Below are 26,282 nucleotides of genomic sequence, written 5' to 3' on the forward strand. Positions count from 1 at the left end.
TCTAGCTTCAATTCATGCCCGACCTCTCCGGCCTCTTCGGCTTTGCCCTCGCCGTCCTCGTCATCGAAGTGACGCCGGGGCCCAACATGGCGTGGATCGCCGTGCTCTCGGCCGGGTCGGGGCGCAAGGCGGGTCTGTCCGCCGTCGCCGGGATCGCGCTCGGCCTGCTGGTCATCGGCGCCGCCGCCGGCTTGGGTCTCGCGGCGCTCATCACCGCAGCGCCCGCTCTTTACGAAGTCCTGCGCTGGGGCGGCGCGCTGTTTCTGCTCTACCTGGCGTGGGAAGGCTGGCGCGAGGCCGGCGAATCCTCGCCCGCGAAACTGCCCGACGGGTCGCTGAAGCATTTCTCGCGCGGCTTTCTGATCAACGCGCTCAATCCCAAGGCCGCGCTCTTCTATGTCGCCGTCCTGCCGGAATTCATCGACCCGGCGCGCAGCCTGCCGCTTCAGGCGGCCGCACTCACCGTGCTGTCAGTGATCATTGCCACGATGATTCACACGGCCATCGTCTTCGCCGCCGCCCAAGCGCAATCGCTGGTCAGCGACAGGCGGCGCCTGATGATCCTGCGGCGCATCCTGTCGGCACTTCTGGTCCTGATTGCCGTCTGGCTGTTCTTCGAGACCGCCCGGCCCGCAGCCTGACCACCGGCCGTGACGCAAGAAACGGGATGACGGCCCGGTCCCGCGCCGCTAATCCCTTGCCCATGCCGAAACCGAAGACAATCCCGCCCTTCACCACGGAAGAAGCCGCCGACCTCTATGCCCGGCTGTCCGAAATCCGCCCCGATCCGCGCACCGAGCTGGACTATACCAGCCCCTTCACCCTCGTCGTCGCCGTCGCCCTGTCGGCGCAGGCCACCGATGTCGGGGTGAACAAGGCGACGAAGGGCCTGTTCGCCGCCGCCGACACGCCGGAGAAGATGGTCGCGCTCGGCGAGGACGGAATCCGCGAGCGTATCAAGACGATCGGGCTTTTCAGGAACAAGGCGAAGAATGTCCACGCCCTGTCGAAGCGGATCATCGAGGAATTTGGCGGCGAGGTGCCGAAGTCGCGCGAGGCGCTGGAATCCCTGCCCGGCGTCGGCCGCAAGACCGCCAATGTCGTGTTGAACGAGGCCTTCGGCGAACCGACCATCGCCGTCGACACCCATATCTTCCGCGTGTCCAACCGCACCGGCCTGGCGCCGGGCAAGACCCCGCTGGAGGTGGAAAAACGCCTCGAGGCGATCACGCCCGCAGACTTCATGAAGGGCGCCCACCACTGGCTGATCCTGCACGGACGCTATGTCTGCAAGGCGCGAAAGCCCGACTGCCCGAATTGCGCCATCGCCGATCTGTGCCGCTTCGACGCGAAAACGCCGGCCTGAGGGCCGGCGCTTCGTGTCAGTTCTGCGGGCGGATCCGCGTGTCGTATTCGACCAGCCCGCGCAGGGTTTCGCGCAAGCCGCGCATGTCCGGGCTCGAACAGCCGTGATAATGGTGCACGGAATGCGTGCCGTTGGAATATTCGACCGTTACCCGGGTATGGGGCATGTCCGAGATCTGGGGGCCGGGGCAGGCAGCGGGGTTGTTGTAGGTCAGGTCTTCCGGCAGCGACCGGAAATTCGCGGTTTCCAGCGCCTGCACGGCGGCCGCGAAAGCGCCGGTCTGAAGCTGGCCTTCGCTGATCCCCTGCGTGGCCGTGTGCCGCTGCCCGTCGAGGACGTATGCGTCCCCCGGCGTCAGCGTGATCCGGTAGACCGGGCAGAAGCCGAAGCAGGGCTCGTCCTCCATCGTGATCGAGCGCACCTCCCCGCTTCCGCCGGAGTCGGTCGTGGTCGCACAGCTGGCGATGGCGAAAGCCGCAACGGCGATCAGAAAGGCTCGCATCGGGGTCACTCCTGTCTGCCCGGCACACTCTGCCCCGGATTGCGGCCTAAATATAGCTCGCCGTGGGCAGGCGGGAGGCCGGCATCATCTGCGCCAGAGGCAGTTTCTTCGCATCGGCTTCCGGACGCATCAGCACGAAATCGGCGGCATACCATCCCGCTTCCTCGACCGGGGTGGGCTTGCGGCCGATTTCGGCGAGCCGGGCCAGCGCCTCGCGTTGCTCATTCGCGTCGGTGAAGCGCCGCTGCGGGAAGAGCGCGCTTTCGAGCGCCTCGCAGACATACCCCTCGGACTCCAGGGCCCGCGCGATATCGCCGGCGTCGAACTGGCGCAGGACGAATAGCGCCATCCACGGCTTTTCCTTGCCGCAGGCGTCGATGACGCGCTTGAACGTCGTCTCGGTGACATAACCCACCGCACCGGTGGAGATGATGATGTCGGTCGCGCCCAGCGGACGCGCCTCGTCCGGGTTCAGCGGCGCCTCTTCGAGATTTCGTGCCGACCCGTCATCGAGAACCCGTGTCGCAATGCCGTAGCGAATGGCGTTCGCCGCCACGTCGAGCCCGTAGAAGACAAGATCGTCCACCGGTTCGAGCGAGCGGAAGAAGCGCTTGTCGTCCTCTTCAAGGGCGGCAGAGCTGATCCCGGCGGCATCCTTGGCGGCATAGCGCGCCAGCAGCTGCGACATCGACAGCCCGTATTTGTGCAGCGCCGCATTGATCCCGTAGGAACAGCCGATATCGGTGATGTGCAGCCGGTTGGCGTGCCGGACCTGGCGATAGGCGGCATACACCGACTGGAAGACCGGCGCGGCGGCATCCGGGATCAGGTAATTGTGCCGCCCGAGCGTGAGATAATAATCCCGCGGGTCCGGCCGGTCGTAGATCTGGGTGAAGACAGCCTTGCCCGTGTCGTCGAGTTTGGTCCGGTCAGGACGCGTTCCGGCTTCATCCATCGAGGGAAGCCTCCGCACTATTCGCTTCTTCGAAGCCCGCGAGGGGCGCGGGCGCGTGTGGCCTAACAATCCCGTACGGCCCTGACAAGGCAATCGGGAAAGATTATCCCGCCAGGCGCTTCAGCCCGGCCGCGAAGAGGCGTCCGAGTTCGGGCCCCTGCTCGGGATAATAATACGGCTCGATGAGTTCGAGTTCCATGACGGCGTATCGCCCGTCGTCCCGGCGCATCAGATCGACCCGCGCGTAGAGAAGCTCGCCCTCCACCGCGTCAAGCGCCGCGGCGGCGGTCTGCAGCGCTTCACCGTCGGGTTCGACGGCGGCTTCGGTCGCCCCGTACATCGACTGGGTGCGATAGTCGCCCGGCTTCGGGCGTTTCACCAGCGCATGCGAGAACACCCGGTCGAAGAACAGCAGCGTGGTTTCGCCCTCGCGTTCGGCGGCACCGAGGAAGGGCTGGATCAGGCAGGCGCCGGGCGGCATTTCGTCAGCCGGCGGCAGGGCTTCGCCGCGCGACACCCGCGCCTGGCGCCAGGCTCCGCCGCCAACGCGCGGCTTGATCACCAGACGGTCGCTCTCGGGAAAGGCGGCGAAGGCGCGCGCCACGGCAGCGGCATCGGCGCGGTCCGCCCACAGGGTCGGTATCGTGGGGATGCCCCCTGTCTCGAGCTCGGCGAGATAGCCCTTGTCGGTATTCCAGCGGATCGTCTCGATGGGATTGAGCACTGGCTGTACCGCTGCGAACCGGTCGAGCGCGGCGAGGAAGGTCTCGGGCTGCTGCATGTAATCCCAGCAGGTTCCGACGACGATCGCGTCGAACGCCGCCGGATCGAAGCCGGGATCGTCCCAGATCGCCTCGACCAGTTCGATTCCGGCTGCCTCGCACGCCGGACGGATGGCCGCGAATTCGAGCGTGTGCTCCCAGGCGTCGCTGCGCGCGCCCGGCGTACCTTCGATCATGCAGCTTGCGGTGAGAAAGGCGATTCGGATCATGCCGCGGCGATTAGCCCTCCCGTCGGCGGGGCGCAAGCCACCAGCGTGCAGGATGGCCCCTGGCCGGGGGCCCGCCCTCGCCTTGCGCGCGAGGGCGCGCTCCCGTAAAGCACCCGCGAACCTTCCAAGCGGTCGCCCCGGCGGCGGCCCTCATACTGATCCTGCGGAGTATTCCATGGCTGATCTGCGCTACGACATTCTCGGTGTCGGCAATGCCATCGTCGACGTCATCGCCCCCTGCGACGACGCCTTCCTCACCGACAACGGCATCGAGAAGGGCGGCATGACGCTGATCGACGAGGGCCGCGCCCGCGATCTCTATTCGAAAATGGCTCCGGGCCGCGAAGTGTCTGGCGGATCCGCCGCCAACACCCTGGCCGGTGTGGCGTCACTCGGCGGCCACGGTGCCTATGTCGGCAAGGTCGCCGACGACGCGCTGGGCGAGATCTTCACCCATGACCTCAATGCCGCGGGTGTCGATTATGCCACCCTGCCGCTGAAGTTCGGCCCCGCCACCGCGCGCTGCCTGATCAATGTCACGCCGGACGCCCAGCGTTCCATGTGCACCTTCCTCGGCGCCTCGGTCTTCTTCTCCGAAGACGATGTCGACGCGGAGAAGATCGCCGCCGCGAACATCACCTTCATGGAAGGCTATCTGTTCGACCGAGACGATGCGAAGCGCGCCTTCGTGCGCGCCGCCGAGCTGGCCGAAGCCGCCGGCCGCCGCACGGCGCTGACCCTGTCCGACACATTCTGCGTCGACCGACACCGGTCAAGCTTCCGCCACCTGGTGCGCAATCACATCGATATCCTGATGGCGAACGAGGCGGAGCTGAAATCCCTGTTCGAAACGGAGGATTTCAACGAGGCGCTGTCACGCGCGCGCGCCGAAACGAAGGTTACCGCCGTGACGCGTTCGGAAAAGGGCGCGGTTATCGTGCGGGGTGATGAAACCGCGGAAGTGCCGGCGGACAAGGTCGAGAAAGTCGTCGATACGACCGGCGCCGGCGACCTCTTTGCAGCGGGCTTCCTCCTGGGCATGGCGCGCGACCTGCCGCTGGCCGATTGCGGCCGTCTCGGCGTGATCGCGGCCGGCGAGGTGATTTCCCATTTCGGCGCCCGGCCGGAAACCAGCCTGGCCGATCTGGCCGGCCGGAAGAATGCTCGCCTGAGCTAGGGCGGTGTCGCGTCAACCATAGGCGCGGCATGAAGGCATTGCGCTAAAGTGAACGGGCGTCGGACAATTTTCCCGACCCCCGTTAACGAAACCTGATCGCCGCCTTAACCGCGTTTCAAGGCATTTCTGCGAGTGTCCGCCATCCGAATGGATAATTACGGGTGGTGGAACGAATGAATCCGGTCTCTCAAAGACACGCGATCGCCGCGATTTGCGCGAGCGAAGCGCGCACCTCCCGCCGTGCAGGAAGGACGCTCTGATGGCGCCGATCCGTAACGTCGTGGCGCGCTGCATGCGGTCGCTGGTGATGAAATTCACCCTGCTGGTAGGGCTACTTCTGGCCTTCGCCACCGCTCTGCTCGTGCTGATGGAGAACCATGCCGCGCGCCAGGACCTCGAAGAGCGCCTGATCGAACGCGCCGGCATGCTGGGCCAGATCCTCGCCCTCAACGTGTCCGACGACATCATCGACCTCGATGAGGAATTGATGACCCGCCGGGTCGAGCGCATGATCGAGCGCCCGGACGTGTCCGAGGCCTTCATCACCGACATTCGCCGCCGCGTGATCGTCCAGACCGACACGAATATCGCCCAGCATGCTTCGCTGGCCGCCGATCCGTTGATCGTCATGGCGCTGGGCGCGGGCGAAATGCGCCTGGAACGCCGCGACGATACGGTCCACGTTGCGACGCCGGTCTACACCAGCGCCGGGCGTCTCGCCGGGGCGGTCTACATCATTTCCCCGCTCGACGAATTGCGCGCCGCGGCCGCCGATACGGCTCGCCGTCACTTCTTCCTGTCGATCTTCGCGCTCGGACTGGTCCTGCCCATCGCGGCGATCGCCATCGGACGCGCCATGCGCCCGATCGCACAGCTGACCGAAGCCGCGCGCCAGGCCTCCACCAAATCGCTCGACGTGCGCATCGAGGTGAAGACCGGTGACGAGCTTGAAGTGCTCGCCAACGCCTTCAACCGCATGCTGGCGCGCATCGACGCCAACCTGAAACGCATTCACCGCCTCGCTTATGTCGACATGGTGACCGAGCTGCCGAACCGCGAACGCTTCCGCAAGGAAGTCGAGCGGGTCGCGCGCCGTGCAGTCGAGGACAATACCCGCGGGGCCGTCCTCTTCCTCGATCTCGACCGGTTCAAGCGCGTCAACGACTCGCTCGGCATCGGTGAGGGCGACCGCCTTCTGGAAATGGTCGCCCGGCGTCTGCGCGAAACGGCGCGCGCTTGCGACCTCGCCAACGGCTCCGAGGGTGAGCCCTCGCTGGTGGCGCGTCTTGGCGGCGACGAATTCACCCTGATGCTGCCGCAGATCGACAATGAGGCCGACGCCGCACGCATCGGCCAGCAGATCATCGGCGCGATCCGCCGTCCGTTCGAAGTGTCCGGTCACCAGGTCTTCCTCGGCGCATCGGTCGGCGTGGCCATGTTCCCGGAAGACGGGGCGGATCCGGAAACCCTGCTGCGTCACGCCGACCTCGCCATGGCCCACGCCAAGCGCTCCGGCGGCAATGCGGTCCAGTTCTTCGAACCCAGCATGAACCAGTCCGCCTTCGAGCGCCTGGTGCTGGAAAACGAGCTGCGTGAAGCGGTCAAGGAAGACCAGCTCGTCGTCTTCTACCAGCCGAAGATCTGCATCGAGACCGGTGAGGTCCGCGGCGCGGAGGCCCTTGTGCGCTGGCTGCACCCGACCGCCGGCCTGCTGTCGCCGGGCGCCTTCATCGGCGCGGCCGAGGAATGCGGCCTGATCGGCGAAATCGGCGACTGGGTGATGAAGGCCTCCTGCAAACAGGCTGCCGAATGGGCGCGCCAGGGCATGAATGTACCGATCGCGGTCAATGTCTCGGCGATGCAGTTCGAACGCGAGAGCTTTGCCCTGTCGGTGATGGAAACGCTCGAACAGTGCGGTCTCGACCCGCACCTGCTCGAGATCGAACTGACCGAATCCATCGCGATGAAGGATCCCGAACGGGTGATCGAACAGGTCCAGCCGCTGCGTGACCGCGGTGTGTCCTTCGCGATCGACGATTTCGGCACCGGGCATTCCTCGCTGTCATACCTGACGCGCATGCCTTTCGACGTGTTCAAGATCGACCAGAGCTTCGTGCGCGGCGTGGCCGAGGACAAGCACGCCCGCATCGTGGTCGAGACCATCCTGGCGATGGCCAAGGCACTGAAGCTGAAGACGGTCGCGGAAGGCGTGGAAACCGCCGAACAGCTCGCGCTTCTGCGCGAGGAGGGCGCGACCCTGGCCCAAGGCTTCCTGTTCTCGCGGCCGATCCCGGCCGACGAATTCGAGGCCTTCATGAACCAGCCCATGGGCGCGCGCCGTACGGCCTGATCACCTCTCGGTCAAACGTCCCGGAGAAGGACGCTCTGCCCCGAACCCGAAGGGTTCGCGGGGGGCGACTGCCCGCCCGCAGCTTTAGCGAGGATCGACCGAGCGGAGGCGAGGGAGAACCGGTTTCGAACCCGAAGGGTTCGCAAGGGCGACTGCCCGCCCGCAGCTTTAGCGAGGATCGACCGAGCGGAGCGAGGGAGAACCCAATAGAGACCCTTGAACGCCCCGTGCCCCCGGTCCACATCTGGCGTCCGCAATCACTCACGAACGGGCGCATTTCCATGATGACTGAGAACGACTCAAAACCCGGCTGGCGCGGCACCACCATTCTCGGCGTGCGCAAGGGCGGGCGTTTCGTGCTCGCCGGCGACGGCCAGGTCTCGGTCGGCCCGACCGTGATGAAATCCAACGCCCGCAAGGTCCGCCGCCTCGCCGGCGGCAAGGTCATCGCCGGCTTCGCCGGAGCCACCGCCGATGCCTTCGCCCTGTTCGAACGCCTCGAAGCCAAGCTTGAACAATTCTCCGGCCAGCTCGCCCGCGCCTGCGTCGAGCTCGCCAAGGACTGGCGCACCGACCGCTATCTGCGCCGCCTCGACGCCATGTTGATCGTCGGCGACGCGGAGACCACCTTCCTGATCACCGGGGCCGGTGATGTGCTCGAGCCCGAAGACGGCATCGTCGCGGTCGGGTCCGGCGGCAATTACGCCCTGTCGGCTGCCCGCGCGCTCAACGCCTATGAGGACGATCCGGAAAAGATCGCCCGCGCCGCCATGGCGATCGCGGCGGATATCTGCGTCTACACCAATGGCAATCTCGTGGTGGAGAGCCTGGGCGATTAGTGCGCCTGGAGCGTCTTCTCGAAAATCATCCGCTCCTCGCGGAAACTCTTGAATTCCAGCGCATTGCCGGACGGATCGATCACGAAGAACGTGCCCTGCTCGCCCGGCTTTCCGGCAAAACGGACATAGGGATCGACCAGGAAGGGCACGTTCGCACCCTTCAGCCTTTGCGCCAGGGCCTCCCATTCGGCCCAGTCGAGGATGAGGCCGAAATGCTTGACCGGAATTTTCTTCGAATCGACGTCATTGGTGACCGCCCCGCCGCATTCTTCCGGCGCAAAATGCGCCACGATCTGGTGGCCATAGAGGTCGAAATCGATCCAGTGGCCGGGATCCTCGCGGCCCTCGGGACAGCCGAGAATGCCGCCATAGAAACCGCGTGCGGCTTCGAGATCGTGGACGGGAAAGGCGAGGTGGAAACGCGGACGCTCTGTCATTGCGGCACCCTCCGGCACTGGTCAGGCCCGTTATCCCCTCCTAAATGGGTCGGGCAAACTTCCGATAGCCTGTTGGATACATTTCTTCCATGAGTGATTTCTCTCCCCGCGAGATTGTTTCCGAACTCGACCGCCACATCATCGGCCAGAAAGACGCCAAGCGCGCCGTCGCCATCGCGCTGCGCAATCGCTGGCGCCGCCGCCGGGTCGCGGACGAGGAGTTGCGTGACGAGATCACGCCGAAGAATATCCTGATGATCGGACCGACCGGCGTCGGCAAGACCGAGATCTCCCGCCGCCTCGCAAAGCTCGCCGGTGCGCCCTTCATCAAGGTCGAGGCGACCAAATTCACCGAGGTCGGCTATGTCGGCCGCGATGTCGACCAGATCGCCCGTGATCTCGTCGAGGTCGCGATCGCCATGGTGCGCGAACAGAAGCGCGAGGACGTCCACGCCAAGGCCCATGCCGCAGCCGAGGAGCGCGTGCTCGACGCCCTCGTCGGCCAGAACGCCCAGGCCGGCACGCGCGACAGTTTCCGCAGGAAGCTGCGCGCCGGCGAACTGGATGACAAGGAGATCGAGGTCCAGCTGGCCGACACCGGCTCGCCGCTGCAGACGCTCGACATTCCAGGCATGCCCGGAGGCGCCGGCGTGCTCAACCTCTCCGACCTGCTCGGCAAGGGATTCGGCAAGAAGTCCAAAAGCGTGCGCACCACGGTCAAGCAGGCCTATGAACCGCTGATCGCGGAAGAGGCCGACAAGCTGATCGACGATGCAGCGATCACGGCCGAGGCGATCAAGCTGGCGGAGAATGACGGCATCGTCTTCCTCGACGAGATTGACAAGATCACCGCCCGCTCCGACGTGCGCGGCGCCGATGTCAGCCGCGAAGGCGTGCAGCGCGACCTCCTCCCGTTGATCGAGGGCACGACGGTCGCCACCAAGCACGGGCCGATCAAGACCGACCACATCCTGTTTATCGCGTCCGGCGCCTTCCACGTCGCCAAACCGTCCGACTTGCTTCCGGAATTGCAGGGCCGCCTGCCGATCCGGGTCGAGCTGCGCGCCCTGACCCGCGACGATTTCCGCCGCATCCTGACCGAGCCGCATGCCAGCCTGATCCGGCAATACACCGCCCTCATGGCGACCGAGGAGGTGACGCTCGACTTCTCCGACGACGCCATCGAGGCGATCGCCGACGCGGCGGCAGAGGTGAATGCGAGCGTGGAGAATATCGGCGCCCGCCGCCTCCAGACCATCATGGAGAAGCTCGTCGAGGAGATCAGCTACACCGCCTCGGACAAGACCGGCGAGACGATCCGGATCGACGCCGATTACGTGCGCGAACAGGTCGGCGATCTGGCGAAGAACGCCGATCTGTCGAAGTTTATTCTTTAGGCCGCCGGATTGAACATGGGGTTCCCGCGAATGCGGGAATCCGAAACCGGGTGCAAGCTTCAGGTCCCCATTTTCATGGGGACCCCAGGGTCATCAGACGAGACCGAAGCCTTCACCCGTCCCGCGGAAATCGCATCGTCACGTAGAACGCCCCCTCCCCGCCATGGCGGCGGTGGGCCGGGGCATAGCCTGACACCAGGTGCCGCAATTCCGGCTCGGCGAGCCATTCCGGCAGTTTCCGCCGGAGCACGCCCGGCGGAGCCTCCTCCTCGGAGCGCTCGCGCCAGGGCACGCTCACGCCCTTGCCGGTGATCACCAGCACCGTCGTCAGCCCGCGCGCCTTCGCCGAGTGAAGAAACCGTCCGAGCAGCGCCCGCGCCCGCTCCTGCGTCAGGCCGTGAAGATCGATCCGCGCCTCGATCTCGACCCGCCCGCGCCGCAGCCGCTTTTCCGCCGAGCGGTCGGCGGGCGGAGTTTTCGGCGGATCGAGCGGTTTGGCCGCCGGAACGCGGATCGCCGCCTCCCGCGCCTTGCCGTCCAGAAGCCCGGCGAAATGTTCACGCGTGGGGCCGGACTGGCCGGGATTGAGCGGACGCGCCGTTCGCGCGACCTTGCGCCAGATCGCGCGCTCCTCCGGCCTCAGATCGCGCCCGGACTTTCCCGTCTTGCTCATGACGCCTGGGTCAGGCGGGCAGCGAGATCGTGCGGCAGCAGGATGACCCATTCGCCTTGCGAGCGCTGCGATCCGGCGCGGCGCTCGGCGGTCTCGCCCCAGCCGTAGAACAGGTCACCGCGCATCGGCCCGGTGATCGCCCCGCCCGTATCCTGAACCACGACGAGGCCCTGCCAGCCCGGCTCTCCCGGCAGGTCAGCCGACAGGAAAACCGGCGTGCCGAAGGCGTGGAAGGCCGGATCGGCCGCGATCGACGCCATCGGCGTCAGCGGTACGCCCTCTGCCCCGCGCGGCCCCAGTTCGGGATCGGTCAGCGGTTCGAGCGCGAAGAAGGCATAGCGCGGATTCTGATTGAACAAGTCGCGCGCCGCTTCGGGTCCGGCGTCGTTGAGCCAGGCTTCGATCCCGTCCTTCGAGGCATCAGACAATTCCATTTCGCCGCGCTCGATCAACACCCGTCCGATCGAATTATACGGCCTGCCATTATGCGCCGCGAAGGCCGCGCGCGCCTGCGCCCCGTCGGGATAGACGACCCGGCCCGAGCCCTGGATCTGCAGGAAGAAGACGTCGATCGGCCGCCCCCAGGCCAGCGGTTCGCCCGCCTCTTCCGCCTCGATCTCGCCGCGAGTCCGGTAGGGCACGAAGCTTCGTTCCGAGGCCCGCCCGACGATGCGCCGCCCCGCCAGATCGGGCTCGAATGCACCGAGATCGGCGATCAGGAGATCGTCCGGCCGGGCGCGAAGCGGTTGCGTGAACTCGCCCTCCCGCTGCCGGCGGACCTCGACTTCGGGTTCATAATAGCCGGTGAGCATGCCGGTTTCCGCGTCCGGTGCCGTCACGCGCACCGGGGTGAACACACCTTCAATAGCGGCGCGGGCGGCATCGGCGTCGGCGAAATCATGGTTTGCAATCGTGCAGGCGGCACGCCAGTCGCCGGCCGATCCGGTCGCTACAACCCGGGGATTCATCACCGCGTCGTCGGGCCTGAGGGCCAGCCGCGCGCAGGAGCGGGAGAAGGCGCCCAGCGCCGGGCGCGGATCGGTCCCGGTCCAGCCGGAGACATTGTCCCAGCCGGTCGGCGCATAATGAATGGCGGTTTCGGCAGGCGGTTCGTCCGGGACAGGGGGCGCATCCGGCGGCGGAGCCGGACTGTCCGGTGAACACGCCGCCAGAAAGGCAAGACCCGATAATGCGGCCCTAATTCGTCCGGACACCGGCCAGAACCCAGTTCGGATCGCGGCTGTCGATCGGGCGCTCGAATGTCCAGATCTCGTCGGCGTCGATCTTGTTGGCGAGGTCGCCGGAGACGAGCTGGCCGTCCTTGTCGCGGGTTTCGGTCGCGATATCCGCCTGGAAATGCACCTTCACCCGCGCCGTCTTGCCGGCGAGGTCCGCGCCGGTGATCTGGGCTTCGGCGATGCGGTCGATCTCGGTCGTGGTGACTTCGTCCTTCGCGAGCCGGGCATCGATCGCCTCGGCATAACGCGCATAGACCTTGTCCGAGAGCAGCGGGCGCAGGGTTTCCTTCTCGCCCCTGGCGAAGGCCTCGACGATGAGGGTATAGGCCGCGCGCGCACCGGCGACGAATTCGACCGGGTCGAACCGCGGATCGGCCTCGGCGATGGCGGTCAGTCCATTGCCGGCCGGGCCGGAAAAGGCCGGGGCCATCGGCGCTTCGGAATCGGCGGCTTTCGGTCCGTCACTGGCCGGGGCGGGCTGCGGTTCGGGCGTATGCCCGGTACGCCGCCCCAGCACCTGATAGAGGCGGATGGCGAAGAACAGGGCCGCGCCGGCGGCGATGAGCAATGTCACAACATCCATGGTCGAATGCTTGTCCTTGAAACGCTCGGGTCCGGTGTCTGGCCAGTGATATAGGGTGCGCCGTCTTCGGCGTCAGCCCCGCATGTCAGGGCAACGCTTGCCCCGGCTGGGGCCGCGTGCTACCGCGCGCCCTCCTTTCGCTTGTCATCATAGACCGTTTCCGGGGGATTTCCCATGGCCGACACGCCCGCCAATCCCGGTGCCAATCCCGGCGCCAACCCGCAGGCCGCCCAGATGCCGCAAATGCGCGTCGTCGCTCAATATGTCCGCGACCTGTCATTCGAGAATCCGGGTGCGCCCGATGCCTTCCGCGCCACCGAGCCGCCGAAGATCGACGTCGCCATCGAGGTGAAGACCCGCGGTGCCGGAAACGACGTGCACGAAGTCTCGATCCGCTTCCGCGTCACCGCGACCCGCAATGACGCCAGCATCTTCCTGGTCGAGCTCGACTATGCCGGCCTGTTCGAACTGCGCAATTTCGACGACCGCACCCGCGATCCGGTGCTGATGATCGAATGCCCGCGCCTGCTCTTCCCGTTTGCCCGCCGGGTCCTCGCCGACACGACCCGCGATGGCGGCTTCCCGCCGCTGATGCTGGAACCGGTGGATTTCTCGGGCATCTATCGCCAGCAGATGGCCCAGCGCGCCGCCCAGCAGGGCGACGGCGGCAATCCGCCGGCCGGCAATGCGTAAGCCTCGGTCCTAGCCGAGCTTCTTCCAGATCAGCTCGCCGCCCAGCGTCTCGAGAAAGGCGATATGAGCGGCGCGCTCGTCTTCCCTTATCCGCGAGGCCAGTGGTGACGGGCGTTGTGGCCTTGCCGGGAAGGCGACTTTCGCCCCGGCATTGCCGCCATCGCCGGCGAGATCGAGGGCGCGGGTCCGTCCGCCATTCAGCTCCAGATAGACTTCGGCGAGCAGGAGCGCATCGACCAGCGCGCCGTGCTTGTCGCGTGTCTCCAGCGAGATGTTGAACCGTTTGCACAGCGCGTCGAGCGAGGCGTGGGCACCGGGGAATTTCTCCCGCGCGATGCGCACCGTGTCCTTGAACCTCTGGTTCGGATAGGTGTCCCGGCCGAGGCGGGTCAGTTCCATGTTCACGAAGCCGGCGTCGAAGGGCGCATTGTGCGCCACGATCACCGCATCCCCGACAAAGGCGCAGAATTTCTCGGCCACGTCCTCGAACAAGGGCTTGTCGGCGAGGAATTCCGCCGTCAGCCCGGTGATCTTGGTGACGATCTCCGGCACGTCGCGCTGTGGATTCACATAGGTGTGGAAGGTCCGCCCGGTCGGGATGCAGTCGACCACCTCGACGCAGCCGATTTCCGTGATCCGGTCACCCAGATTGCAGTCCAGTCCAGTGGTTTCGGTGTCGAGAATGATTTCGCGCATGGCCTAGTTCTTGCCGCCATTCGCCGCCGGCCTCAAGGCGGCAATGATGCGCCTGACCTGCTCGCGCGCATGATCGAGGCCCTGCGACGTATCGACGACGAAATCGGCCCGAGCTCGCTTCTCGTGATCAGGCGTCTGGCGCGCCTTGATCGCCTCGAACTTCTCCGCCGTCATGCCGGGCCGCGCGAGCACCCGTTCCCGCTGCACGTCCTCGGGCGCGCTGACTACGACCAGCACGTCGAACGCGTCTTCCCGACCGCTTTCGAACAACAGCGGAATGTCGAGGATCACCGCCCAGTGCCCGTCCGCCCGCGCCTCTTCGAGGAAGGCTTCGCGCGCGGCCGCGACCAGCGGGTGAACGATGGCTTCAAGCTTCTCGAACCCCGTCGGATCACGCGCCAGGGCGGCGGACAGCCTTGCCCGGTCCACACCCTCCGGCCCTGTTGTCCCGGGAAAGGCGGCTTCGATCTCGGCAACCGCATCGCCGCCCGGCGCATAGAGCGTGTGTACGGCAGCATCCGCATCGAAGACCGGTACGCCCGCCTCGGCGAACATTGTCGCCGTGGTCGACTTGCCCATGCCGATCGACCCGGTCAGCCCGATAAGCTTCATCGGCGGGCCTCGAGCACGCCGGTCAGCAGGCTTTCCGCATCGACACTGTCGGGTGGACGCTGGCCGAAGAAGAGTTCGAAGGCGGGCCGGGCCTGCCCGATCAGCATGGCGAGACCATTGACGGTTTTCAGCCGCGCGGCCCTGGCCCCGGCAAGAAATCCGGTCTGTGACGGGGCGTAGATACTGTCGAACGCCGCCGTGCGCGCATCGCAGTGCGACCAGTCGAGATCGAGCTCGCCCTTTCCTGCCATGCCCAGCGTGGTGGCGTTGACGACGAGGCGGACATCGCCCAGCGCCCGGTTTCTCTGCTCCCAGTCATAGACAATGCCGCCCGGGGCGAGATCGTCGCGTAGCTTGTGCGCCGCGTCTTTCGACCGGTTTGCCAGACGGATTTCCGGCGCCCCGGCGGAAACGAGCCCGTGAACAATCGCCCGCGCGGCACCTCCGGCACCCAGCACCAGGGCGGGGCCGGAGCGGACGTCGATCTCGTGCCGCTCGCAGGCTTCGATGAAGCCGGGCGCATCGGTGTTGTAGGCGTGCAGGAAGCCGTTTTCGCTGACCAGCACATTCGCGGCGCCGATCTTGCGCGCCGTCACATTGACAGTATCGGCCGCGTTGAGCGCAGCGGCTTTCAGCGGCGCGGTGACGTTGAGACCGGCAAGGCCCAGCGGCACGATCCCGCGGAAGGCCGTCTCCGCGCGGGCCGGATCAACCGGGAAGCCGCAATACAGGGCATCGATTCGCGCCGCCGCGATCCAAGCATTCATCAGCAACGGTGACAGCGAATGGGTCACCGGCGATCCGGCGACGCCGGCAATCCGGGTCGCAGCCGACAGCGTCATGTCATCACCACGCCTTCGCGCCGGAGCAGGTCGAGCACGGGCAGGAGCGGCAGGCCGAGAATGGCGTAGTAGTCGCCCTCGACCGCGTCGAAAATCTGGGCACCCAGCCCTTCATAGGCATAGGCTCCGACACTGGCGGTCAGTTCGCCGCCTGCCCGTTCCATGTAGAAGTCGAGGAAAACATCGGAAAAGTCGCGGACGGTCAGCGTCGCTGTGGAGCGATGCGTCCAGACCAGATTGCCGCCGCGGGCCGCGGCCAGCCCGCCCTCGAGCGTGTGGGTCCGGCCGCGCAGGGAGACGAGGCGTTCGCGGGCCTCTCTGTCATCCTTCGCCTTGTCGAACACCTTGCCGTTCATCGCCAGAACCTGATCCGCACCGAGCACGAGCGCTTGCGGATGGCGCGCGGAGACCGCCAGCGCCTTGGCCTGCGCCAGCGCCAGAGCGACCTCTCCCGGCGGAGACAGCATCATCTCTTCCTTCAGCGCATCCTCGTCGACACCGGGGGATTCGGTGTCGAAGCGCACGCCGGCTCCGGTCAGGATCTGGCGGCGGATCGCACTGCCCGAGGCGAGGATGAAACCGGTCATCCCTGCCCCCGCCGGTCGGTGAGGAGGTTGATGATCTTGGCTGCGGTTTCTTCGACCGAGCGCCGCGACACGTCGATCACCGGCCAGCCCTGACGAGCGAACAGGCGTTTCGCCTCGACGATCTCCTCGCGCACCGCATCCTCGTCGACATATTCCGTATCGCGGTCTTCGTTGAGCGACAGCAGACGGTTGCGCCGGATCTGGACGATCCGTTCCGGCTGCGCCGTCAGGCCGACCACGAGCGGGCGTTTCAGCGACAGGATGCGGTCGGGAAGCGGCGCGCCGGGCACCAGCGGAATATTCGCCGCCTTCACGCCGCGATGGGCGAGATAGATGCAGGTCGGCGTTTTCGATGTCCGGCTGACCCCGAACAGGACGACATCCGCGCCTTCGAGATTCTGCCCCTGCCCGTCATCGTGGACGATGGCGTAGTTCAGCGCCTCGATCCGGCGGTGATACTCCGCATCCAGCTCGTGCTGCGCCCCGGCGCGGCTCGACATCGGCAGGCCGAGATGGCCTGACAGCGTCGCCAGGATCGGGTCGAGCACCGCCACGGCGGGAATACCCAGCTCGGCGCAGCGGGTTTCAAGCATGCGCCGCATCTCGCTTCCCACAAGGGTGAACATGACGACGCCGGGCGCCGCCTCGATCTCCTTCAGCGCGCGCTCCATCTGGCGCGGCGAGCGGACAAGGGCATACAGATGCTCCTCGGGCTCGACCCCATCGAACTGCGCGATCGAGGCGCGCATCACGTCGAGCAGGGTTTCGCCCGTCGAGTCGGAGACGAGGTGTAGATGAAAGCGGACGGGTTTGGCCGGTTCGGCCTCGATCGGATCGGTCATGAAGCCGAGCGGCCTCCAAAAGTGTTGACGAAGTGTTAACAACTCCGCGCGGCTTCCCCAAGACTCCGGGCGCACCGGCACCATCCTGGCGCAGCAGGGATAAATTCGTGGTATCGCCCGGCACTATCCACAGTCAGGAAAGACTGTGGATTCTTCCCGATCTTTCCCGGCCAGGCGACGCTTGTCCACAGCTTCGGCCCTGACTCGATGTGTCAGCATGTCAGGCTAAGCCTCTGACTCGATTTGTCAGGATCGATCACTCCCCGGTAATGGCAGGGTGCGACGACTTATCCCCTGTGCAAACTTCCGACATGCGTTGAAACCGGTCATACCTGCAGTTTTCCCAGTTGCCGGCGGACCAACGACTCCGACTCTCTTTCATCCAGAAAGAATGAAGAAGAATGGAGCACGCGATGGACAGGGGAAAACCGCACGCCTAGGGAAACGGGCATGAGCGATCCGATGAACACGAAATCCGTCCTGGCGGTTCTGTCCGGCGAGCGCCGGGATCCGCCACCGGTCTGGCTGATGCGCCAGGCCGGCCGCTATCTCGACGAATACCGTCAGGTCCGGTCCCGGGCGCGGAATTTCATCGATTTCTGCCTGTCGCCGGATCTTGCCGTCGAGGTGACGCTGCAACCGATCCGCCGTTTCGGCTTCGATGCCGCCATCCTGTTTGCCGACATCCTGCTCGTGCCGATGGCGCTGGGCCGCGATGTCCGCTTTGTCGCCGGCGAAGGTCCGCAACTCGATCCGCTTCGCCCCGAAGAGATCGACGCGATGACGGTCGGCGATGTCGAAGGCATTCTCGGACCGGTCGGCGAGACCGTGTCGCGTCTGTCGCGCCAGCTTCCGGCCGAAACCACGCTGATCGGCTTTGCCGGATCGCCCTGGACGGTCGCGACCTACATGATCGAGGGTGGCGGATCGAAGGACCGGATGAAGGCGCGCGCGCTGGCCTGGACCCATCCGGAACGCTTCGACGCGCTGATGGACCGTCTGGTCGAAGCGACCGTGCGCTACCTCGTCATGCAGGCGCAGTCCGGCGCGGAAGTCCTCAAGCTCTTCGATTCCTGGGCCGAGGGGATGAGCACCCCGCTGTTCGAACGTGCCGTGCTGCGTCCGACCCGGGCGATCATCGACGGGTTGCGGGCCGAAGGCGTGACCGTTCCGGTCATCGGTTTTGCCCGCAGCTGCGGCTCCATGTTGCCGCGTTATGCCCGCGAAACCGGCGTCACCGCCGTCGCGCTCGACCAGGGCGTCGATCCGGCCTGGGCCGATGCGGTCCTGCCCGCCGGCATGGCGGTCCAGGGCCAGCTTGATCCCGCGACATTGCTGGCCGGAGGCCCCGCGCTGGACAATGAGACGAGGCGGATTATCTCGGCATGGCAATCGCGGCCGCACATCTTCAATCTCGGTCACGGCATCACGCCCGAAGTGCCGGTCGCCCATGTCGAACGCCTGATGGCGGCCATCAGGCAGTAGGGAGCACAAGATGGGCCGGCGCATTGCCATCGTCCTGTTCAATCTCGGCGGGCCGGACGGACAGGAGGATGTAAAACCCTTCCTGCGCAATCTCTTCCGGGATCCGGCCATCATCGGCGCGCCGGGACCGATCCGCGAAGCGCTGGCCTGGTTCATCTCCACAACACGGGCGAAATCGGCCCGGGCGAATTACGCGCTGATGGGCGGAGGCTCGCCGCTTTACCCGGAAACCCGGAAGCAGAGCGATGCGCTGACATCAGCCCTGAAAGCCGCCCTTCCCGGCGACGAGATTCGCTGTTTCATCGCCATGCGCTACTGGCATCCCTTCGTGGAGGAAGCCGTCGCGGCGGTGAAGGCCTTTGCACCGGGCGAGACGGTGCTTTTGCCGCTCTATCCGCAATTCTCGACCACGACGACGGGATCGTCTCTCACCGCGTGGACGAAGGCTGGGGGCGGTCCGGCCCGCACGATTTGCTGCTATCCCGAGGAGACGGGCTTCATCGCGGCCTATGCGAAGCTGATCCGCGAAAGCTGGGAAAAGGCCGGCAAGCCCGAAAATGTCCGTCTGCTTTTTTCCGCCCATGGCCTGCCGGAAAAGATCGTGAAGGACGGCGACCCCTATCAGTGGCAGGTGGAGCGCAGCTGCGCCGCCATTGCCGCCCGCCTGCCCGAGTTCGCCGACTGGCAGGTCTGCTACCAGTCGCGCGTCGGCCCGCTGAAATGGATCACCCCGTCGACCGACGAAACGATCGAGGCTGCGGCCAGTGAAGGAAAACACATCCTTCTCGCGCCGGTCGCCTTCGTCTCCGAACATATCGAGACCCTGGTCGAGCTCGACATCGAATATGCCGAACTGGCCCATCGCCATGGCGCGGCGGGCTATACCCGCGTGCCGGCCGCGGGCACTGCGCCGGACTTCGTGTCCGGCCTCGCCGGACTTGTCAAAACCGCGCTGCAAGGCGACACCGGGTTGAAACCCCCGGGCGGTCAGCGCCTCTGCCCGGCCGGATTCGGCCAATGCCCCTGCCGCGCGGAGATTACCTGATGCTCGATTTCATGCTGCCCGGATCGACCGTCTATTCGGTCGTGAAGGCGCTTCACATCATCGCGGTGATCTTCTGGATGGCGGGCATGCTCTACCTACCGCGCCTCTTCGTCTATCACCACCAGGCCCAGCCGGGCGGCGAGCTTGAATCAGCGCTTCTCATTCAGGAGCACAACCTTCTGAAGATCATCATCAATCCGGCGATGGTCGCGGTCTGGCTTCTGGCCGCGCTGATGATTGCTGCCAACACCGCGCTTTGGACGTCAGGCTGGTTTCACGTGAAACTCCTCCTCGTCCTCGCGCTGTCGGGCGTCCACGGCTTCTATGCCGGCGCACAGAAGAAGTTCGCGAAGGGCGAACGCCCCCGCACCGAGAAATTCTGGCGCATCATGAACGAGATCCCGGCCCTTGCCGTGATCGTGATCGTCGTCCTGGCGGTGGTGAAACCCTTCTGACGCGCGTGCGGCAGTGTATCGCTTGACGGGCCGGGCATCTCGTGCGACTCGTCGCGGTAACACCGGCGGTGTCCACCGCGCAGGTTTCCCTTCTTCCCGGACGAAACGCCAGAGGATCTGGCGCGTTGTCCCGATAAGACCGAAGCTTCGTCCCGACCGTACCGGCCCGTTCGCGGCCGCTGTCGTGACGCCCTGCCCGCGGTGTCTGCCGCCGCCTCCCCGTTCACCTTCCCAGACGAAGACCTCCCATGTCCGACGACTACGAAGACGATACCCCGATCGAACTCCCGGAATCCCTCAAGGGCGTCCAGCGCATGACGCTGCAGGAGCTGAAGGAGAAAAAGCCGACCGAGCTGCTCTCCCTCGCCGAATCCCTCGAGATCGAGAACGCCTCCACCATGCGCAAGCAGGGGATGATGTTTGCCATCCTCAAGGCGCTCGCCGAGCACGAGGTGGAAATCCACGGCGGCGGCACGCTGGAAGTGCTGCAGGACGGTTTCGGCTTCCTGCGCTCGCCGGAAGCCAACTATCTCGCCGGACCGGACGACATCTACGTCTCCCCCGCCCAGATCAAGAAATTCGGTCTCAGGACCGGCGACACGGTCGAGGGCGAGATCCGTTCGCCCCGCGATGGCGAGCGCTATTTCGCGCTCCTCAAGATCTCCTCGATCAACTTCACCGATCCCGAACAGGCGCGTCACAAGGTCCATTTCGACAATCTGACGCCGCTCTACCCGGAACAGCGCTTCAACATGGAGCTGCCCGATCCGACGGTGAAGGATCGTTCCGGCCGCGTGATCGACATTGTCGCTCCGCTCGGCAAGGGCCAGCGCGGGCTGATCGTCGCCCCGCCGCGGACCGGCAAGACCGTCCTGTTGCAGAACATCGCCCACGCGATCGAGACCAACCACCCGGATTGCTATCTGATCGTGCTGCTGATCGACGAGCGCCCCGAAGAAGTGACCGACATGCAGCGCTCCGTGAGGGGTGAGGTCATCTCCTCGACCTTCGACGAACCGGCGACGCGCCACGTCCAGGTCGCGGAAATGGTGATCGAGAAGGCCAAGCGCCTGGTCGAACACGGCCGCGATGTCGTCATCCTTCTGGACTCCATCACCCGCCTCGGCCGTGCCTACAACACCGTTGTCCCGTCCTCGGGCAAGGTGCTGACCGGCGGTGTCGACGCCAACGCCCTGCAACGCCCGAAGCGCTTCTTCGGCGCGGCGCGGAATATCGAGAATGGCGGCTCGCTGACCATCGTCGCGACCGCGCTGATCGATACCGGTTCGCGCATGGACGAAGTGATCTTCGAAGAGTTCAAGGGCACGGGCAATTCCGAGCTCATCCTCGACCGCAAGGTCGCCGACAAGCGCGTCTTCCCGGCCATCGACATCATCAAGTCCGGCACCCGGAAGGAAGAGCTGCTTGTCGACAAGGTCGACCTGCAGAAGACCTATGTCCTCAGGCGCATCCTCAACCCGATGGGTGCCCAGGACGCGATCGAATTCCTGCTCGGCAAGCTGCGCGAGACCAAGACGAATTCGGATTTCTTCGACTCGATGAATACGTAATCGGGATATTCGATTTCGGCACTCGATCAGGCCGTCCGGACACGCTAGCGTCCGGACGGCCTTTTCTTTTGCCGGAGCGCGCCATGTCCGATCTCGTCCTCTACCATGCCCCCCGCACCCGTTCGGTCCGCGTCCGCTGGGCGTTGGAGGAGATGGGCTTGCCCTACCGGCTCGAACGCGTCGATTTTACGAAGCGCCCGCCCGGCGGCGAGGAATTCACCCGGATCAATCCGCTCCAGAAACTCCCGGCCCTGACCGACGACGGCGTCGCGATCAGCGAGTCCAACGCCATCATCCAGTATCTGATCGGCCGCTATGGCCCGACCGATATCGAGGTGAAGCCGGACGAAGCCGATTACGGCCGCTATCTGCAATTTCTGCATTTCGGCGAGGGCGGCATGACGATGCCGGTCTCGCTCCTGCTCGCGCATACCTTCCTGCTGCCGGAAGACCAGCGCAATCCGGCGCTGGCGAAATGGGCCAGGCATGAAGTCGCCAAACTATTGAAATATATTGATGAATACGGACTGATGGATCGCGATTGGCTCGCCGCCGGGCGCTTCACCGCCGCCGACATCTCGGTCGTCTACATGCTGCTTTTGTTGAAGCTCATCAAGGAATTCGACACCGCGCCGGACACGGTGAAGGCCTATTTCGCCCGCGCCACCGAACGCGAGGCCTGGAAGAAGGCGAGCGCGGACTAGCTCCTGCCTTCAATCCACCAGCATGGGGTTCCCGCGTAAGCGGGAATCCGAAACCGGGTCAGAGCAGCGGGAGACTTCCCCTCGCCCCCATTTGGGGGTTTCGAGCCGAAGGACGAAAGGCTCCAGTGGAGCCTTTCGCGGCGAGATGGGGTGGCGCGAAGCGCCGGGTGAGGGGGCGGACTCTTCGTCAAATCACGCAGCAGAACCCCTCATCCGCCCTTCGGGCACCTTCTCCCCTTCAAAAAGGGAGAAGGGAAAGAAAGGTTCATTCGCCCCCCGCCGGACAATGATCTCCGGCCCGGCCCAGAACAGCGACCGCCGCTTCCGGCTGATCGGTGATCAGGATCTCGATATGCTGCTGGCGGACGAGCGCGAAATCTTCTGCCGACATCGTCTCCGCGAACGGAAAGTCCGGAATGACCGTCTCGATCCACTGACCGCCGAGGAAATATTCCATGTGCGCGTCGGGGAAGTACTCGAACCAGGCGGCCATGGCGTTCTGGTTCAGCTCGCTCGACAACACCTCGTAATGATCGGTGATTGCGGTCATCAGGAGGCCGGCCTCGGGTGCCGTTTCCCGGACGGTCATGGCCTCGGCTTCACTCGCGGCCGCGATCAGGACACGGCGGGCCATCCCGGTCGAGTCCACCTGCCGGGCGAGGGCGGAGAGATCGCTGCCGTCGGGCCAGACGATCAGCAGATAGTCGCCGGATTGCGCAGCGACGAGTTCGGCGAGAAAGCCGTAGGCATCCAGAAACCGGACGGATTTGAACGCGGCCCCCTCGACCGGATCGGCAGACGCCACCAGCGTCACCCGGTTGTCCCGGGCGCAATCGAGCAATTCGCCCACATCGGGCAGCGGCGTCACCGCGAGGAAGAGCGCCGCGCCGATCATTCGAAGATTTCCGGGCAATGCGTCCGGACCGCGCCGAGTGCTCCGGTAGCCGCGATGACATCATCGACCGCCAGCACTTCGACGCCGGCGGCGCGCCAGGCGGCATAGTCGGTCTGCCCCGTTTCTTCCTCGCGGAAGGCGTGCGCGCCGGTTTCCACACCGATATCCGCGAAGCGGTCATCGAGGGCCGCAGACGGTACGCCCCCGCCCAGCCAGGCGAATAATCCGTCCGTGCCGATCCCCGTGGCTTCGAGTGTCGCCGGATCCTCGACCCCGAGCGACAGGCCGATCCCGGCGACGGCGTTTCGAGCCGCGCGGCCATCCTCGACCGTATAGGCAATGATCAGGCTTCGTCCGGCCTGGCCGACATCGCTGGCGATGCGGGCCGCGTCTTCCGGCGCGACATCCTTGAGGTCGAGTTGCAGGAAAATTCCGGCCTCGAGCGCCAGTGCGAACGCCTCGTCGAGCGTCGGGACGATCTCGCCGGTCTCGTTGCCGTCCGGATCGACGAGGCGGTAACGCCGAAGATCGCCGAGATAGGTGTCTGCCACTGTCCCGGTCCCCGTCGTCGTCCGTTCGAGCGTGTCGTCATGCATCAGCACGATTGCTCCTTCGGCGGTCCGGGCGAGGTCGATCTCGGCAAAGGCGGCCCCGGCCTGGGCGGCATGGCGGATCGCCGCGAGCGAGTTTTCCGGCCGGCCCGGCCCCGGCCCGCCGCGATGCGCGGAAATCAGGGTCACGCCTTCGACCCGCGCGCAATCGAGCAGGCGGGCGACTTCGGTCTGGTTGCGCGCCGGCGCGCCGGCAGATGCACCGGCGGCCGGTTGCGTGCCGTCCCCGCTGCCGTCCCCGCCGCAAGCCGCGAGAAGCAGGCACAGGGTGATCGCGGCCGGTCGGGCGAAATGTGTCATCGGGTCAGGCCTGAAGGTTGGCGGACAGGAAATGCAGCGTCCGGGCATTGGCGGTCGAGGCATCGGCCTCGTCATAATGCTCGCCGCCGATCCGGGCGAAAGCATGGTCGCGCTCGGGATAATCGTGCAGCGTCACATTCGGCAGGGGGTCGAGCGCGCTGTGCACCTTCGCCTGCGCTGCGGCGTCAACATACTGGTCCTTGCCGGCAATGTGCAGCATCAGCTGACCGCGGATCGTCTTCGCCTCGCCGGCGAAACTCGCAATGTTCACGCCGTAATAGCCCACGCTCGCTTCGGCATCGGTCCGGCAGGCGGTCAGGAAGGCGAGCAGGCCCCCGAGACAATAGCCGACCGCCCCGACATGGCCGTTGCAGCGCGTGTCACCGCGCACATGGTCGATCGTCCGCTGAATGTCGATCACGCCGGTATCGGGGTCGAACCGGTTCATCAGGTCGAACGCGTTCTGCCACTCGGCCTCCGACCTGTCGGTCAGGTCGACGCCGGGTTCGAGTCGCCAGAACAGGTCGGGGCAGACAGCGAGAAATCCCTTTGCCGCGAGATCGTCGCACACCCCGCGCATCACCGCATTCACCCCGAAGATTTCCTGCAGCACGATGACAGCCGGCCGCCGGTCTTCATGCATCGGCTCGGCCCGGTAGGTGCCGAATGCACCGTCGGGAGTTTCGATTTCGATCATGTGGCCCATACTCTGGCTCCTCTGTTCACCCGCGTCGCCCCGTCCTAAGGTCGGGCGAGGTTCAGGGAAGGCAAGCATGCAGGTCAAGATCGATATCGAATGCACGCCGGTGGAGGCCCGCGCCTTCTTCGGCCTGCCGGACGTCACGCCGCTCAACGACCAGCTCGTTGCGGAAATGTCGAAGCGCATGGGCGAGAACATGTCGGCGCTCGAGCCCGAAGCGCTGATGAAAAGCTGGATGAGCTATGGCGGTCAGATGCAGGACCAGTTCATGGCCCTGATGCGCCAGGCGTCGGGCGGCAGCGGGGGTACGGGCAAGTCCTGACCCATTAAGCTATTGTGACAGAAACGGTTTTCGCCCTTTCAACCCCGCCGGGACGCTCTGGCGTGGCCGTGTTGCGTGTCAGCGGCCCGGACGCCGGGCCAACGCTCGACGCGCTGGCCGGTGCGCGTCCCGCGCCGCGCGCCGCCGCGTTGCGCACGCTGCGCCATGCCGGCCATGCAATCGACCGCGCCCTGGTCCTGTGGTTTCCCGGGCCGGACAGCTTCACCGGCGAGGATGTGGCCGAATTCCACGTCCATGGCGGCCCGGCCATCATCGAGGCAATGATCGCGGCCTTCACCGCGCTGGGCGGCCGTCCGGCCGAACCAGGCGAATTCACCCGCCGTGCTTTCGAGCACGGCAAGATGGATCTGACCGAGGCCGAGGGCCTGGCCGACCTGATCGATGCCGAGACGGAGGGCCAGCGCCTCCAGGCCCTTGCCCAGATGTCCGGCGCCCTGAAGGACCTCTATGAGAACTGGCGTGAACGCCTGATCGCCATTCTCGCCGCGATCGAGGGCGAGATCGACTTCCCCGATGAGTCGGACGTGCCGGACGCGCTCGCCGCGACGGCCGGACTGCCGATCGAGGCGCTGATTTCGGAGATGGACGCCCACCTCGATGATGCGCGCCGCGGCGAACGCGTTCGCGAAGGCCTGTCGATCGCCATCATCGGCGCCCCCAATGCGGGCAAGTCGTCGCTGCTCAACCGGCTCGCCCGGCGCGAGGCGGCCATCGTGACCGACATTCCCGGCACCACGCGGGATATCGTCGAAGTGCGCCTGGTCGTGGCGGGCTTTCCCGTGACTCTCGCTGACACGGCGGGTTTGCGCGAAACGGCCGAGACCATCGAGTCAGAAGGAATCAGGAGGGCGCTGGCCCGCGCCGAGGAGGCCGATATCCGCATCGGGGTTATCGATGCCGGCGATGTCAGCAGGAATCAGGAATGTCGCCTTCCATTGCGCGAAGGCGACCTCGCCCTGTTGAACAAGATCGACCTGGCGGCACCCCGAGACCGCGAATTCCCCTGCCCGGTCCTCGCCATGTCCGCAAGGACCGGAGATGGCCTGGAGGCAGTGGAAGCCTGGATCGAGGCCGAGGTCCGCACCCGGCTTTCGGCGCGGGAGACGCCCGCCCTGTCCCGTGTCCGGCACCGGCGCGCCGTGACCGAGGGGCGTGACGCACTGGCGCGCGGCCGGCACATGCTGACGCGGGCTCCGGAGCTGGCTGGTGAGGATGTCCGCCTCGCCGTCAGGGCGATGGAGAGCCTGACCGGACGGATCGATGTCGAGGATGTGCTCGACCTGGTATTCAGCCAGTTCTGCATCGGCAAGTGATGTTTCACGTGAAACATCACGCGGCACGGGCCTCGACTCGCGCGCGCGAAACCCTTATGCAGCGCCTCCCGCCCGGTTGA

Annotated in this window: 29 protein-coding genes; 14 read left to right on the forward strand and 15 right to left on the reverse strand. The window is 65.8% G+C overall.

Going from position 1 to position 26,282, the window contains the following annotated elements; translation table 11 throughout:
* The first annotated feature begins 14 nt into the window (after positions 1-14).
* Together ACFOOR_RS08335 and nth are read left to right on the forward strand one after the other, a co-directional pair.
* Positions 15-641, forward strand: a complete 627-nt coding sequence (locus ACFOOR_RS08335; RefSeq protein WP_343164430.1) for a LysE family translocator — start codon at positions 15-17, stop codon at positions 639-641.
* A 62-nt stretch (positions 642-703) separates the two neighbouring features.
* On the forward strand, positions 704-1,366 hold the full coding sequence (gene nth / locus ACFOOR_RS08340; RefSeq protein WP_343164431.1) for an endonuclease III: 663 nt from the start codon (positions 704-706) through the stop codon (positions 1,364-1,366).
* A gap of 16 nt (positions 1,367-1,382) precedes the next feature.
* Here the strand turns inward: nth and ACFOOR_RS08345 are convergent, their stop codons facing one another.
* From ACFOOR_RS08345 to ACFOOR_RS08355, 3 genes are all read right to left on the reverse strand, one after another.
* Positions 1,383-1,868 (reverse strand): DUF6438 domain-containing protein, encoded by a 486-nt coding sequence (locus tag ACFOOR_RS08345; protein ID WP_343164432.1) that lies wholly within the window; start codon positions 1,866-1,868, stop codon positions 1,383-1,385.
* A 46-nt stretch (positions 1,869-1,914) separates the two neighbouring features.
* On the reverse strand, positions 1,915-2,823 hold the full coding sequence (locus ACFOOR_RS08350; RefSeq protein ID WP_343164433.1) for a class I SAM-dependent methyltransferase: 909 nt from the start codon (positions 2,821-2,823) through the stop codon (positions 1,915-1,917).
* A 103-nt stretch (positions 2,824-2,926) separates the two neighbouring features.
* The gene (locus ACFOOR_RS08355; RefSeq protein WP_343164434.1) at positions 2,927-3,814 is read right to left on the reverse strand and encodes an ATP-grasp domain-containing protein; all 888 of its coding nucleotides are present in this window, start codon (positions 3,812-3,814) and stop codon (positions 2,927-2,929) included.
* Between the two features lie 175 nt (positions 3,815-3,989).
* Between ACFOOR_RS08355 and ACFOOR_RS08360 the strand changes: the two genes are divergently transcribed.
* The 3 genes from ACFOOR_RS08360 to hslV all read left to right on the forward strand — a co-directional run bounded on the left by ACFOOR_RS08360 (position 3,990) and on the right by hslV (position 8,180).
* Positions 3,990-4,991: an adenosine kinase gene (locus ACFOOR_RS08360; RefSeq protein ID WP_343164435.1), complete on the forward strand. Its 1,002-nt coding sequence runs from the start codon at positions 3,990-3,992 to the stop codon at positions 4,989-4,991.
* A gap of 259 nt (positions 4,992-5,250) precedes the next feature.
* Positions 5,251-7,341 carry a putative bifunctional diguanylate cyclase/phosphodiesterase gene (locus ACFOOR_RS08365; RefSeq protein ID WP_343164436.1) on the forward strand — a complete coding sequence of 697 codons (2,091 nt, stop codon included), beginning with the start codon at positions 5,251-5,253 and terminating at the stop codon, positions 7,339-7,341.
* A 284-nt stretch (positions 7,342-7,625) separates the two neighbouring features.
* Entirely contained in the window at positions 7,626-8,180 is a 555-nt protein-coding gene (gene hslV / locus ACFOOR_RS08370) for an ATP-dependent protease subunit HslV (RefSeq protein ID WP_343164437.1), read from the forward strand.
* Here the strand turns inward: hslV and ACFOOR_RS08375 are convergent.
* Positions 8,177-8,617, reverse strand: coding sequence for a VOC family protein (locus ACFOOR_RS08375; protein WP_343164438.1), 441 nt, complete (start codon positions 8,615-8,617; stop codon positions 8,177-8,179). The two genes, hslV and ACFOOR_RS08375, sit on opposite strands and share 4 nt — an antisense overlap.
* An 89-nt stretch (positions 8,618-8,706) precedes the next feature.
* Between ACFOOR_RS08375 and hslU the strand changes: the two genes are divergently transcribed.
* A complete protein-coding gene (hslU, locus tag ACFOOR_RS08380) occupies positions 8,707-10,014 on the forward strand; it encodes an ATP-dependent protease ATPase subunit HslU (protein WP_343164439.1) in 1,308 nt (435 codons plus the stop codon).
* 112 nt (positions 10,015-10,126) lie between these two features.
* Here the strand turns inward: hslU and ACFOOR_RS08385 are convergent, their stop codons facing one another.
* Genes ACFOOR_RS08385 through ACFOOR_RS08395 form a run of 3 tightly spaced genes read right to left on the reverse strand, consistent with a single transcriptional unit; the run spans position 10,127 to position 12,508 of the window.
* Positions 10,127-10,687: a Smr/MutS family protein gene (locus tag ACFOOR_RS08385; protein WP_343164440.1), complete on the reverse strand. Its 561-nt coding sequence runs from the start codon at positions 10,685-10,687 to the stop codon at positions 10,127-10,129.
* Complete coding sequence (gene mltA, locus ACFOOR_RS08390; protein ID WP_343164441.1) at positions 10,684-11,901, reverse strand: murein transglycosylase A; 1,218 nt, start codon at positions 11,899-11,901, stop codon at positions 10,684-10,686. The genes ACFOOR_RS08385 and mltA overlap by 4 nt, the downstream gene beginning before the upstream one ends.
* Positions 11,885-12,508: a Tim44/TimA family putative adaptor protein gene (locus ACFOOR_RS08395; protein ID WP_343164442.1), complete on the reverse strand. Its 624-nt coding sequence runs from the start codon at positions 12,506-12,508 to the stop codon at positions 11,885-11,887. Before ACFOOR_RS08395 ends, mltA begins: the two co-directional genes overlap by 17 nt.
* A 174-nt stretch (positions 12,509-12,682) precedes the next feature.
* On the opposite strand from ACFOOR_RS08395, the gene secB reads away from it, so the two are divergent.
* Entirely contained in the window at positions 12,683-13,201 is a 519-nt protein-coding gene (gene secB, locus ACFOOR_RS08400) for a protein-export chaperone SecB (RefSeq protein ID WP_343164443.1), read from the forward strand.
* A gap of 9 nt (positions 13,202-13,210) precedes the next feature.
* On the opposite strand, the gene dnaQ is transcribed toward secB, so the two are convergent.
* Genes dnaQ through ACFOOR_RS08425 form a run of 5 tightly spaced genes read right to left on the reverse strand, consistent with a single transcriptional unit; the run spans position 13,211 to position 16,780 of the window.
* Positions 13,211-13,897: a DNA polymerase III subunit epsilon gene (gene dnaQ / locus ACFOOR_RS08405; RefSeq protein WP_343164444.1), complete on the reverse strand. Its 687-nt coding sequence runs from the start codon at positions 13,895-13,897 to the stop codon at positions 13,211-13,213.
* A gap of 3 nt (positions 13,898-13,900) precedes the next feature.
* Positions 13,901-14,509: a dephospho-CoA kinase gene (gene coaE, locus ACFOOR_RS08410; RefSeq protein ID WP_343164445.1), complete on the reverse strand. Its 609-nt coding sequence runs from the start codon at positions 14,507-14,509 to the stop codon at positions 13,901-13,903.
* Entirely contained in the window at positions 14,506-15,351 is an 846-nt protein-coding gene (locus ACFOOR_RS08415) for a shikimate dehydrogenase family protein (protein ID WP_343164446.1), read from the reverse strand. Before ACFOOR_RS08415 ends, coaE begins: the two co-directional genes overlap by 4 nt.
* Positions 15,348-15,938: a Maf family protein gene (locus tag ACFOOR_RS08420; protein WP_343164447.1), complete on the reverse strand. Its 591-nt coding sequence runs from the start codon at positions 15,936-15,938 to the stop codon at positions 15,348-15,350. The genes ACFOOR_RS08415 and ACFOOR_RS08420 overlap by 4 nt, the downstream gene beginning before the upstream one ends.
* Entirely contained in the window at positions 15,935-16,780 is an 846-nt protein-coding gene (locus ACFOOR_RS08425) for a pyruvate, water dikinase regulatory protein (protein WP_343164448.1), read from the reverse strand. Before ACFOOR_RS08425 ends, ACFOOR_RS08420 begins: the two co-directional genes overlap by 4 nt.
* Before the next feature lie 450 nt (positions 16,781-17,230).
* Between ACFOOR_RS08425 and hemE the strand changes: the two genes are divergently transcribed.
* From hemE to ACFOOR_RS08450, 5 genes are all read left to right on the forward strand, one after another.
* Positions 17,231-18,265, forward strand: coding sequence for a uroporphyrinogen decarboxylase (gene hemE, locus ACFOOR_RS08430; RefSeq protein ID WP_343164449.1), 1,035 nt, complete (start codon positions 17,231-17,233; stop codon positions 18,263-18,265).
* 10 nt (positions 18,266-18,275) lie between these two features.
* A complete protein-coding gene (gene hemH, locus ACFOOR_RS08435; RefSeq protein WP_343164450.1) occupies positions 18,276-19,310 on the forward strand; it encodes a ferrochelatase in 1,035 nt (344 codons plus the stop codon).
* On the forward strand, positions 19,310-19,765 hold the full coding sequence (gene hemJ / locus ACFOOR_RS08440) for a protoporphyrinogen oxidase HemJ (RefSeq protein WP_343164451.1): 456 nt from the start codon (positions 19,310-19,312) through the stop codon (positions 19,763-19,765). The genes hemH and hemJ overlap by 1 nt, the downstream gene beginning before the upstream one ends.
* Positions 19,766-20,013: 248 nt before the next feature.
* Complete coding sequence (rho, locus tag ACFOOR_RS08445) at positions 20,014-21,336, forward strand: transcription termination factor Rho (protein ID WP_343164452.1); 1,323 nt, start codon at positions 20,014-20,016, stop codon at positions 21,334-21,336.
* A gap of 83 nt (positions 21,337-21,419) precedes the next feature.
* Complete coding sequence (locus ACFOOR_RS08450) at positions 21,420-22,040, forward strand: glutathione S-transferase family protein (protein ID WP_343164453.1); 621 nt, start codon at positions 21,420-21,422, stop codon at positions 22,038-22,040.
* A gap of 265 nt (positions 22,041-22,305) precedes the next feature.
* On the opposite strand, the gene ACFOOR_RS08455 is transcribed toward ACFOOR_RS08450, so the two are convergent.
* The 3 genes from ACFOOR_RS08455 to ACFOOR_RS08465 are packed head-to-tail and all read right to left on the reverse strand — an operon-like array spanning position 22,306 to position 24,552.
* Positions 22,306-22,935: a hypothetical protein gene (locus ACFOOR_RS08455; protein WP_343164454.1), complete on the reverse strand. Its 630-nt coding sequence runs from the start codon at positions 22,933-22,935 to the stop codon at positions 22,306-22,308.
* Positions 22,932-23,846, reverse strand: coding sequence for a glycerophosphodiester phosphodiesterase family protein (locus ACFOOR_RS08460; RefSeq protein WP_343164455.1), 915 nt, complete (start codon positions 23,844-23,846; stop codon positions 22,932-22,934). Before ACFOOR_RS08460 ends, ACFOOR_RS08455 begins: the two co-directional genes overlap by 4 nt.
* A 4-nt stretch (positions 23,847-23,850) precedes the next feature.
* Positions 23,851-24,552 (reverse strand): dienelactone hydrolase family protein, encoded by a 702-nt coding sequence (locus ACFOOR_RS08465; RefSeq protein ID WP_343164456.1) that lies wholly within the window; start codon positions 24,550-24,552, stop codon positions 23,851-23,853.
* 67 nt (positions 24,553-24,619) lie between these two features.
* Here ACFOOR_RS08465 and ACFOOR_RS08470 point away from each other — a divergent pair, with 67 nt between their 5' ends.
* On the forward strand, positions 24,620-24,868 hold the full coding sequence (locus ACFOOR_RS08470; protein WP_343164457.1) for a DUF6489 family protein: 249 nt from the start codon (positions 24,620-24,622) through the stop codon (positions 24,866-24,868).
* 14 nt (positions 24,869-24,882) lie between these two features.
* Positions 24,883-26,202, forward strand: a complete 1,320-nt coding sequence (gene mnmE, locus ACFOOR_RS08475) for a tRNA uridine-5-carboxymethylaminomethyl(34) synthesis GTPase MnmE (RefSeq protein ID WP_343164458.1) — start codon at positions 24,883-24,885, stop codon at positions 26,200-26,202.
* Positions 26,203-26,282: the final 80 nt, after the last annotated feature.

It is taken from the genome of Hyphobacterium vulgare (assembly GCF_042643335.1).
Classification (GTDB): Bacteria; Pseudomonadota; Alphaproteobacteria; order Caulobacterales; family Maricaulaceae; genus Hyphobacterium; species Hyphobacterium vulgare.

What these genes read in the sequence shown, in the direction of transcription:
- ACFOOR_RS08335 (WP_343164430.1), top strand. Translation starts at nt 15, where the DNA reads ATGCCCGACCTCTCCGGCCTCTTCGGCTTTGCCCTCGCCGTCCTCGTC.
- nth (WP_343164431.1), top strand. Translation starts at nt 704, where the DNA reads ATGCCGAAACCGAAGACAATCCCGCCCTTCACCACGGAAGAAGCCGCC.
- ACFOOR_RS08345 (WP_343164432.1), bottom strand. Translation starts at nt 1,868, where the DNA reads ATGCGAGCCTTTCTGATCGCCGTTGCGGCTTTCGCCATCGCCAGCTGT.
- ACFOOR_RS08350 (WP_343164433.1), bottom strand. Translation starts at nt 2,823, where the DNA reads ATGGATGAAGCCGGAACGCGTCCTGACCGGACCAAACTCGACGACACG.
- ACFOOR_RS08355 (WP_343164434.1), bottom strand. Translation starts at nt 3,814, where the DNA reads ATGATCCGAATCGCCTTTCTCACCGCAAGCTGCATGATCGAAGGTACG.
- ACFOOR_RS08360 (WP_343164435.1), top strand. Translation starts at nt 3,990, where the DNA reads ATGGCTGATCTGCGCTACGACATTCTCGGTGTCGGCAATGCCATCGTC.
- ACFOOR_RS08365 (WP_343164436.1), top strand. Translation starts at nt 5,251, where the DNA reads ATGGCGCCGATCCGTAACGTCGTGGCGCGCTGCATGCGGTCGCTGGTG.
- hslV (WP_343164437.1), top strand. Translation starts at nt 7,626, where the DNA reads ATGACTGAGAACGACTCAAAACCCGGCTGGCGCGGCACCACCATTCTC.
- ACFOOR_RS08375 (WP_343164438.1), bottom strand. Translation starts at nt 8,617, where the DNA reads ATGACAGAGCGTCCGCGTTTCCACCTCGCCTTTCCCGTCCACGATCTC.
- hslU (WP_343164439.1), top strand. Translation starts at nt 8,707, where the DNA reads ATGAGTGATTTCTCTCCCCGCGAGATTGTTTCCGAACTCGACCGCCAC.
- ACFOOR_RS08385 (WP_343164440.1), bottom strand. Translation starts at nt 10,687, where the DNA reads ATGAGCAAGACGGGAAAGTCCGGGCGCGATCTGAGGCCGGAGGAGCGC.
- ACFOOR_RS08395 (WP_343164442.1), bottom strand. Translation starts at nt 12,508, where the DNA reads ATGGATGTTGTGACATTGCTCATCGCCGCCGGCGCGGCCCTGTTCTTC.
- secB (WP_343164443.1), top strand. Translation starts at nt 12,683, where the DNA reads ATGGCCGACACGCCCGCCAATCCCGGTGCCAATCCCGGCGCCAACCCG.
- dnaQ (WP_343164444.1), bottom strand. Translation starts at nt 13,897, where the DNA reads ATGCGCGAAATCATTCTCGACACCGAAACCACTGGACTGGACTGCAAT.
- coaE (WP_343164445.1), bottom strand. Translation starts at nt 14,509, where the DNA reads ATGAAGCTTATCGGGCTGACCGGGTCGATCGGCATGGGCAAGTCGACC.
- ACFOOR_RS08415 (WP_343164446.1), bottom strand. Translation starts at nt 15,351, where the DNA reads ATGACGCTGTCGGCTGCGACCCGGATTGCCGGCGTCGCCGGATCGCCG.
- ACFOOR_RS08420 (WP_343164447.1), bottom strand. Translation starts at nt 15,938, where the DNA reads ATGACCGGTTTCATCCTCGCCTCGGGCAGTGCGATCCGCCGCCAGATC.
- ACFOOR_RS08425 (WP_343164448.1), bottom strand. Translation starts at nt 16,780, where the DNA reads ATGACCGATCCGATCGAGGCCGAACCGGCCAAACCCGTCCGCTTTCAT.
- hemE (WP_343164449.1), top strand. Translation starts at nt 17,231, where the DNA reads ATGAGCGATCCGATGAACACGAAATCCGTCCTGGCGGTTCTGTCCGGC.
- hemH (WP_343164450.1), top strand. Translation starts at nt 18,276, where the DNA reads ATGGGCCGGCGCATTGCCATCGTCCTGTTCAATCTCGGCGGGCCGGAC.
- hemJ (WP_343164451.1), top strand. Translation starts at nt 19,310, where the DNA reads ATGCTCGATTTCATGCTGCCCGGATCGACCGTCTATTCGGTCGTGAAG.
- rho (WP_343164452.1), top strand. Translation starts at nt 20,014, where the DNA reads ATGTCCGACGACTACGAAGACGATACCCCGATCGAACTCCCGGAATCC.
- ACFOOR_RS08450 (WP_343164453.1), top strand. Translation starts at nt 21,420, where the DNA reads ATGTCCGATCTCGTCCTCTACCATGCCCCCCGCACCCGTTCGGTCCGC.
- ACFOOR_RS08455 (WP_343164454.1), bottom strand. Translation starts at nt 22,935, where the DNA reads ATGATCGGCGCGGCGCTCTTCCTCGCGGTGACGCCGCTGCCCGATGTG.
- ACFOOR_RS08460 (WP_343164455.1), bottom strand. Translation starts at nt 23,846, where the DNA reads ATGACACATTTCGCCCGACCGGCCGCGATCACCCTGTGCCTGCTTCTC.
- ACFOOR_RS08465 (WP_343164456.1), bottom strand. Translation starts at nt 24,552, where the DNA reads ATGGGCCACATGATCGAAATCGAAACTCCCGACGGTGCATTCGGCACC.
- ACFOOR_RS08470 (WP_343164457.1), top strand. Translation starts at nt 24,620, where the DNA reads ATGCAGGTCAAGATCGATATCGAATGCACGCCGGTGGAGGCCCGCGCC.